The organism is Candidatus Chlorohelix sp. (assembly GCF_037138995.1).
Lineage (GTDB): Bacteria > Chloroflexota > Chloroflexia > Chloroheliales > Chloroheliaceae > Chlorohelix.
In genome coordinates, this window is sequence record NZ_JBAXHI010000029.1 from 44,521 (window position 1) to 52,809 (window position 8,289).

General features: G+C 45.1%; 9 protein-coding genes. 6 read left to right on the forward strand and 3 right to left on the reverse strand.

Going from position 1 to position 8,289, the window contains the following annotated elements; all coding sequences use genetic code 11:
- Positions 1 to 36: 36 nt before the first annotated feature.
- Positions 37 to 630, reverse strand: a complete 594-nt coding sequence (locus WCK19_RS13190) for a zf-HC2 domain-containing protein (protein WP_342397851.1) — start codon at positions 628 to 630, stop codon at positions 37 to 39.
- Positions 617 to 1,540: a sigma-70 family RNA polymerase sigma factor gene (locus tag WCK19_RS13195; RefSeq protein WP_342397852.1), complete on the reverse strand. Its 924-nt coding sequence runs from the start codon at positions 1,538 to 1,540 to the stop codon at positions 617 to 619. The genes WCK19_RS13190 and WCK19_RS13195 overlap by 14 nt, the downstream gene beginning before the upstream one ends.
- A 215-nt stretch (positions 1,541 to 1,755) precedes the next feature.
- On the opposite strand from WCK19_RS13195, the gene mshB reads away from it, so the two are divergent.
- Both mshB and menC read left to right on the forward strand, forming a co-directional pair.
- Entirely contained in the window at positions 1,756 to 2,646 is an 891-nt protein-coding gene (gene mshB, locus WCK19_RS13200) for an N-acetyl-1-D-myo-inositol-2-amino-2-deoxy-alpha-D-glucopyranoside deacetylase (protein WP_342397853.1), read from the forward strand.
- A 51-nt stretch (positions 2,647 to 2,697) separates the two neighbouring features.
- Entirely contained in the window at positions 2,698 to 3,807 is a 1,110-nt protein-coding gene (gene menC / locus WCK19_RS13205) for an o-succinylbenzoate synthase (protein ID WP_342397854.1), read from the forward strand.
- Positions 3,808 to 4,072: 265 nt separating this feature from the next.
- On the opposite strand, the gene WCK19_RS13210 is transcribed toward menC, so the two are convergent.
- Positions 4,073 to 4,351, reverse strand: coding sequence for a hypothetical protein (locus tag WCK19_RS13210; RefSeq protein ID WP_342397855.1), 279 nt, complete (start codon positions 4,349 to 4,351; stop codon positions 4,073 to 4,075).
- 202 nt (positions 4,352 to 4,553) lie between these two features.
- On the opposite strand from WCK19_RS13210, the gene WCK19_RS13215 reads away from it, so the two are divergent.
- From WCK19_RS13215 to WCK19_RS13230, 4 genes are all read left to right on the forward strand, one after another.
- The gene (locus tag WCK19_RS13215) at positions 4,554 to 4,796 is read left to right on the forward strand and encodes a hypothetical protein (RefSeq protein WP_342397856.1); all 243 of its coding nucleotides are present in this window, start codon (positions 4,554 to 4,556) and stop codon (positions 4,794 to 4,796) included.
- Positions 4,797 to 5,193: 397 nt separating this feature from the next.
- The gene (locus WCK19_RS13220) at positions 5,194 to 5,856 is read left to right on the forward strand and encodes a ComEA family DNA-binding protein (RefSeq protein ID WP_342397857.1); all 663 of its coding nucleotides are present in this window, start codon (positions 5,194 to 5,196) and stop codon (positions 5,854 to 5,856) included.
- A gap of 201 nt (positions 5,857 to 6,057) precedes the next feature.
- Entirely contained in the window at positions 6,058 to 6,273 is a 216-nt protein-coding gene (locus WCK19_RS13225; RefSeq protein ID WP_342397858.1) for a hypothetical protein, read from the forward strand.
- Positions 6,274 to 6,432: 159 nt separating this feature from the next.
- The gene (locus tag WCK19_RS13230) at positions 6,433 to 8,061 is read left to right on the forward strand and encodes a hypothetical protein (protein ID WP_342397859.1); all 1,629 of its coding nucleotides are present in this window, start codon (positions 6,433 to 6,435) and stop codon (positions 8,059 to 8,061) included.
- The last annotated feature ends 228 nt before the right edge of the window (positions 8,062 to 8,289 follow it).

An 8,289-nucleotide genomic window follows, 5' to 3' on the forward strand; every position in this document is an offset into this window, starting at 1 on the left:
AAAAGGGATGGCGTTAAAACCAACCCTTGCGAATTGTTATTGCCGCGCTTGAGTGCGACGTATTAAGTACCACCATGTAGCCACGATTATCAGGGCTGATAGAGCTACTCCCAACAAAAGAACCAAAGGGCTTTGCACCGAATCCGCCAGCAACCCGGCAAAATTTCCAATAGCCGCGCCAAAGGCTGCTTGTGTGCCGCTTGTGCCTTTTCCGTTTAGCACATTCAGATAAGCCCCTACCCCAACCATAACCATCAAAACCGCTGCCATAGCCGCAAAACGTAAAACATAATTCGTTGGCGAAGGGTTGGAGGCTCTTTTGTGTCGCGCCGCATCAAACGGCACGACTTCATCCACCTTTCTTGCAGTTTCAGGTTGGGTAGTTGTAGCCAAGCTAGAACGCAAATGGTGCTTGATAATAATCTGCTGCATAATGGCGGCAGTAAAATCTTCTTTTGGAGCCAACATCCGGTTAGTTTGCAGGGCTTTCGGAATTTCTTGCATCAGTGAAAGGCTATGGCGACACTTGGGGCAAATACCAACGTGCGCCTCGACTTTTTGAGCCTGTGCAAGGCTGAGTACACCATCTAGGTATGGCGAGATATGCGGGTTCATCTCACGGCAGAACATTGATATCCCCCTTAGCGGTTTTGTTTTTGGCGCTATTTAGCCCAAACCTACCTCTCAGAAACTTTTTTTCCTCATTGCTTCGATTTCCGGCATCCCCGCCGTTGTGACGCTGTTTATCTAATTCTTTTGCCAGCAATTCGCGGGCGCGAAACAAGCGCGTTTTAACGGTAGCTATTGTAAGCCCGGTAGTTTCAGCGATTTCCTCATAGCTCAAATCTTGCCAGTAGCGCAGAATAGTCACGCTTCGGTATTTTTCCGGTAATTTGCGTAGTAAGTCACGCACCTCGTCCCGGTTTTCGCTGATGACGGCGGATTCTTCAGGTTCTGGCAGGTCGCTTGGTTTCCAGAAAGCAATGCTATCCAAATCGGTTACAGGACGGCGCCGCCTCAACATATCAATACAATAGTGTGAAGCGATGGAAAGAATCCATGTGGAGAAACGCCTTCCGGTTTGATAGGTATGAAGCTGGTTATAAGCGCGTAGGAAAACTTCCTGTGAAGCATCTTCCGCCTCGTTCTGGTCGTTTAACATTCTGGCACAGAGGTTAAAAACTGCTACTTTATAGCGTTCAATCAGTTGCGCGAAAGCATCTTGATTACCGCCTAGAACCTGCTGTACTAGATTCTCATCTTCGTGATTTGCTTCAAAAACCGGACTCGCGCTGGCTTTTTGTTCCACTCTATTTATATTGTTAGTTTTGGCAAACGGAAATGTGCTGGTAAACGGCTTTGCCGCAAACGTTGCACTATTCACTGCACCCTCATCATTCTCCCCCGAACTGCTCGGTTCTGGCGGAATATCTGCCGAGTAATCCTCAGCTGAGCCGAACAATTCATTCGGTTCAGGCTTACTAAGCGATAACGCATCGGGTTCTTTCTTTTTATCCGCATTTCCTTCGCGGCATTCCATTGAAATTATCCTTTTGCTTAGTCAGCTATTATTTTTACGAAATTATAGCATAAAAGGTTTCGTTAATCGGCGTTAATTATCTTTTTCTAAAGAGTCGGTAAATTAATCTCCGTTTTTATAAAAAAGGGATATACTATTACTTGCGCCAGTTCTGTAGAAAATGGGGCGCATAGTTCATCAAATTAGACACATATTTTGAGAGGAAATATTCATAAATGGCTGATAATATTCCGTTGACTTTTATGGCGGTGCATGCCCATCCCGATGATGAAGTTTTTAGCACAGGCGGCACATTGGCGCGTCTTTCCGCTGAAGGGGTGCGTACCGTGTTAGTTACGGCAACCAGAGGCGAAGCGGGCGATATTGTTGACCCTACGCTGGATGAGGCAACTCGCCTAGAGGTAGCCGCAAACTTGGGTAAAGTGCGGGAAGGCGAATTGCGCGAGGCGGTAGCAATTTTGGGCATAAGCGAGTTGCGCTTTCTTGATTTTAGGGATAGCGGGATGGTTGGCTCTGAGCCTAATGCAAATCCCGAAAGTTTCTATCAGGCAAATTTTGATGATGCTGTCAAGCGTTTGGTAAAGTATATTCGTGAATTTCGCCCACAAGTGGTTACTACCTATAACCAATGGGGCGGTTATGGACATCCAGACCATGTGCAGGCACATCGGGTTACTGTTATAGCTTTTAATGCTGCCGGAGACAAACGCTTTTACCCCGACCTTGGGCTTGAGGCTTGGCAACCCTCCAAGCTCTATTACACCGCTTTACCCATTTCTATGTTCAGGCTGGCAGCGGAAAGAGCGCGTTCTATGGGGATTGACGGACCTTGGAGTAACCCGGAAATGGATTTCGAGTCGATGGGCGACCCTGATGCCACCGTCACCACCCGCTATGATGCTCGCGAATACTTCGACCAGAAGCTCAAAGCTTTTAGCGCACACAAAACCCAAATTTCGCCGGATAGCATGTGGTACAAAATGCCCCCTGAAATGCTAAAAGAGGGGATGGGCTACGAGTATTATCATTTAGCGCAGGGCAAATCGGGCGTTATCGGTTCTGAGAACATGGAGATTGAAGACGACCTTTTCGCCGGGATTCGCTAATCACTTTCGATTAATGGTGTAGAAATGTGCCTGAAGGGAAGGATACGCGGCATGAAGTTGGTTAGAATAGAACTCTATCACGTCCGAATGAATTTGAAAGATGCTTTTGAAACCAGCTTTGGTCGTAAATCCGAGTTAAACCATCTAATCGTCAAGCTTTATGATGAGAGCGGGGCAATTGGTTGGGGCGAAACTGCCAGCCCTAGCAAACCGGATTATTGCCCCGAAACTCTCGAAACCTGCCTTCACATGCAACGCGATTTCCTTATTCCTGCCATACTCGGCAAATCTTTCGATACGGTCGAAGAATTTACGAGCTTTTATGAGTGGGTGCGCGGCAATAATTTTGCCAAAGCCGGGTTGGAGATGGCAGTGTGGGATTTGCTGGCAAAAAGCCGGGGAGTTTCGCTTTCAAAAATGCTAGGTGGCACACGTCCTTACATTGAAAGCGGGGTAAGCCTCGGCATTGAACCGGATACCAATACACTTCTCTCAAAGATTGAAAAATATCTGGCGGAAGGCTATAAACGTATCAAGCTCAAGATAAAGCCCGGTCGCGATATTGAAACGCTGGCGGAAGTGCGAAGGCGTTACCCGGATGTACCGCTTACTGCCGATGCTAATTCTGCTTATACATTGAAAGATATACCACACCTTCAGCAGTTTGACCGTTTTAATCTAGCGATGATAGAACAACCCTTAGCGCATGACGATATAGTGGATCACTCACATCTCCAGAAGATACTTGAGACTCCCGTTTGCCTTGATGAGAGTATCCATTCGGCGGAAGATGCCCGCCATGCTCTTGAATTGGGTAGTTGCCGGGTCATAAATGTCAAACCCGGTAGAGTGGGCGGGTTGCTTGAGGCGCGTAAAATCCATGATGTATGCCAGCAACATGGCGTGTCGGTGTGGTGCGGCGGTATGCATGAATACGGAATCGGACGAGCGCATAATGTCGCTTTGTGCAGCTTGCCGAACTTCTCAATGCCCGGTGATGTTTCCGGTAGCGATAAATATTTTGAAGAAGACCTAACTCAGCCACGTATCCTTGCATCCAATGGGCGTATCACCGTTCCTACCGATAATATCGGCATCGGTTACGAGGTGAACGAGGATACCCTGAAGCGTCATTTAATAGTTAGCTATAGCTTTATATAATATTTATTTGAAATTAGAATGATTTTAGAGGATTGCGCTAATTATGCGGGAGTAGTTGTGGTGGAGAGAGCCACGACAGTATGTTCCAACAACATGGCTCTCCAAAATCCAGTTAATTATCATGCCTGACCTCCTGAAGTTAATTTGTGTCTGCTCATTGGCTTGTCCATATATTTTTTATCTCCTCTGCTCTTATCTGACACTTCTACACTACCTATTGTTCCACTAATACTGCTTGTTTTTGCAAACTATCGGATGGCGAGACCTAGATAGTTACTTCAAGCCTTGCGCGAACCGCTGGCGTTTTTGCCGAAGCGGCACCCGCTACCTCGTTGGTATCGAAGTGTCGCTCGGAAGAAGCGCTGCTAATAGGGAAGAAAACCACGAACATCTCATCATCAACCATTATCTGGGTTTCGACGATTTGAGCAGGCGTAAGGGTTTTTAGAAAGCGATTCAGCGCACGCTTGTTGTTAAAGGTTCGATCCGCAATGACCGTATCGGTGTTTTGAGCCACTAGCTCACTTATCTTATTGTCAAACATGGCTACTTGTTCTCCTGTGTTTGATATTTTGGCAAACAAAAAAGGTGTAATTCCCTTTCGGAACTTACACCCTCGACCAGTGTTCAGATTTGCAGGTTAGTACAAATCTATTAAGCTGTGTTTTGGCTTTACCGGATTCTTCCGGTATCAGCCTTACGGCTTATTAGCTGGTTGCACCTCCTCCTGCTGCTGTTGGCGGTGAATGGTACAACCCTACTGGACAAGGGAATATGCTTTTGTTAATGATTCTGTTCTTTTCGAGCAATCTATCGCTACCGGATTTTTGTGTGAAGGGCAGAGTCCCGACACCCACTATTCCATTGAACGTAGCGGTGATTATTGGTGTGCTACTATCAATGGGAATGCCGCACGCAAATTCTGCGTTGCCGAGCCATATCCGGTTGCCGTTAAGGCTATTCAGTTGGGTTGCGAAGATGCTATTTGAATGTATTAAATTTGACATCTTCTGCTCCTTTCTGTCTTGCCATAAAAATTTCTATTGATTGTTAGTGTCTGGAAATGTCCAGAATTATTTATTGCGGTACTTTTGTAAGTAGTTACAATATTTGCACGATTAAATATAGCATGATATTAGAAACTGTCAACTATGAAATTTTTTTTGTGAGCGTTAAATTTTCGCTTGAGGTATTGTCAAGGTGCGAGAAAAAAGGTAAGCTTTAGGGAATAAAATAAAATAGGTAAAAAAGGCTAACCGTTCACAGGGTTGCAAATCCTCTTTTAATCCAAGTTTGAGCCTACATTTCATTCCGTGAACGGTTACAAAAGTTAATAGTCACTATAATAAAGTAAATAAGCAGCCATTTTGTAATCAGGTAATATCTATGGCTCAACAAAACAAAAATACTTCAAATAAGGCTCAACAACGACCCGGAATTATTAATGCCTCATTGGTGATTACTGTTTTAATCATGATGGCAATAGGCATTGGCATATTATTTACCTCCAAAACCGATACCCAAATCCGTGCCGCGAATAAACAAATTACACAGCCTGCTGATTCTAGTTATACTGATTCTCCTTTGGATGGTGTTATAAAAGTCCATGTTGCGGGTGCTGTGCATTATCCGGGAGTTTATCAGCTAAAAGCGGGTGATAGGGTGGAGGACGCGATAAATGCGGCGGGCGGCATAGCGGATGAGGCTGATTTGCTGAAAATAGATTTGGCACGTAGAGTAGTAGATGAAATGCAAATAATTGTACCAAGTCGGACAGCTACCTCTGCCCCACTCACTACTAGCTCTAACATTCCGGTACAAAATACTTCTGCGCCACCTCTCGAAAATGGGAATGATGGGAAAATAAACGTTAATTCTGCCAGTGCGGCGGAGCTAGATCGGTTGCCCGGAATTGGTACAGTGCTTTCCGCCCGCATTGTAGAATACCGTTCCAAAATTGGGCTTTATCGCAACGTCGAAGATTTGCGTAAGATTCCGGGCATAACCAACAGCGTTATAGAAAAAATCAAAGACCTTATAACCTTTTAGTTGAGTTCAAATTCTCTAATTTGTGCAAACTGCACATAACAATTTAGCATAGCTTGTGCAGTATGCCCTTGATTTTCAATAACCATTTTGGTAACAATAATATAGGATTATAGAGATAATAGGTAAAACCTATAACTCCTGAAATTTGCGCCTTCTTATTAAAACTGGGCGATTTGCTCATAGTATTCGGGAGAAACATTTATGGAGAAGCCGGCGAAACGTGATATAACCATTGTCAATGATGACTTAATCAGCCACGATAGCGAACCTTTGAAAGGTGATTCTTCTGGCAGTAAAGATTCATTCCGCTATCGCGGCACAATGGAAGAAACTGTCACTCCTATCGCTCCCTTTGTTGTGAGTGAGGATGAATCCGATGATGATCATTTCTCCTTCCGCGATTACACTGCCGGTTAAGCTTAGCTGATACCCGCAAAGGTTTGTATTTATGCCGGACTTAGCCGAGTCCGGTTTTTTATTTCATAATCTTATATTTCTTGTCCGTTATCAATGGTTAAAGGTATAATCAGGCTACTTGATTCAGAAATTCCCATTCAATTTTGAAAGTGCGGTACAATGCAACGTCACATTTTGGTAGTGCTGGTAGTAATTTTAACCGGACTTTTGACTGCAGCCTGTGGAGATGCTACCAGTCCGATTATCTCCACAGCAACAACTACGCCCGTTTCCACCACCACACGCCCCGTACAAGTATCACCTACTTCTCAACCTGATACTATTGCTCCTGTTTCAACTCTTGCAGAGTCGCCGCTACCTGTTAAAACCACCATTCAGCCTGTTTCAAGCAGCCCTACCGCTCTGCCAACAGTGAACGCCAGCGTAAAAACACTTTATTATTACAAGAATAACGCCCTGTGGTATTACCAAACTTCCGGCGCAACGCCCCAAAAGCTCGCCGATAGTGTTTTCAGCTACACACTTGCTTCGGAAGCAAAGTCAGTTTTTTTCCAGAAGGTAAATAAAACTCTGCAACTTAAAATGGTGCAGATTATAGATAACCAACCCCAAATAACCACGTTGGATGACCAAGCTTTCGTGGAAAGACCTATTGTAAACGCACAGCGCAATTCTGATAGTTACTATGGGGTGGACAACCGAGCAATAAGCAGTTTGGGGATTTCTCCCGACCAAACGCAAGTTGCCTACGCCCGCGCAAACCGTTCGGGGGTTACTTTTGAGGGGGTGTATGAGGGGGTGTTCGGGAAATTATATCCAACAGAAATTTGGTTGGCAAACCTTGACCCTGCCAATCCTGCCCCCCACAAATTAGTAGCTAATGATAAAGATTATGCTGCCCGCCCGGTATGGAGCAGCGATGGCAACAGAATTGCCTTTGTCAGAACTCAGTTTTTTGGAACGGGTGCAGGCTATGAAATCGCTTTCTGGTCGGTTTATAAGGATGGCACGCGCCTTTCCTTCCTGACCGGTCCTGAGCTTGGCACAATAGACGGTACTAAATATATCGCTATGCCCGCTTTTAATACGAAATGGGTTAGCCCACTTGCGCTCTCTTTTCAGGCTTCAAACCAAACCGAGAAAACCAGCCTTTGGGTGCATGACTTATCCGCCAATTCAGATTTCCCGCGTCCGGTAGCGTTCGATGTAAGTTGGGAACACGCTTTTTTCTGTGAGCAGACGCGCCGATTTGCCTATATAAAATTGGGAAATGATGCCAAGCATAGCCCACTTGGTGTTTTTACGGCAAGCGCTGACAAAACCGAAACGCCGATAGAACTCGACCAAACCGCCGTCTCCGCGCTAGGCTGCTATGGTGATAAAATTTTATATAGAGACGCTAAAAACCAGTTGTATGTGCAAACTATAAACGCAGACGGTAGCAGTTCCGCCCCCAAAAGAAAAATCGGCACTTCGGTTTCTAATGGTTCTTTAGCCCTGTTTTCGCCCGATGGAAATTACATTGCGGTTTATTCTGAAACAAGCGACCTCTCTATTACCATCTTTCACACGAACGGCTCTCAGGTTAATATTAAAGGCGTTGCTCCTATCCTCAAGGGATACCCCACTATAGGCTGGAGCGCTAATCAGATGGCGGTACTGGTTGGATGGGGGGATTCCGCCCAAGGAATCGGAGTTGATTTATCCAGTAGCCAACCGGAATTTAAGGTAATAGACAGTGGCATTCAAGAGGCGTTATTGCTGGTGTCTGCGCCCAATAATAAATAGCGCGGATTTTGGCGTAGAATGCGCAACTCAGCGTATGGCACATACCAATATAAACTTCTTTGCCGATTCTATTATTTTTTCGCTAAGGTAGATTCAAGCTCCTTGAAAAGTTTTTCATAGTCAGCCACGGCAAATTCATATTCCTTGAAAAGCTTTTCACATTCAGATTTATATACAGTTGGTGGAATTGCCCTACTTAACGCCTCCAATTTTTCAGATAGTGCTTTA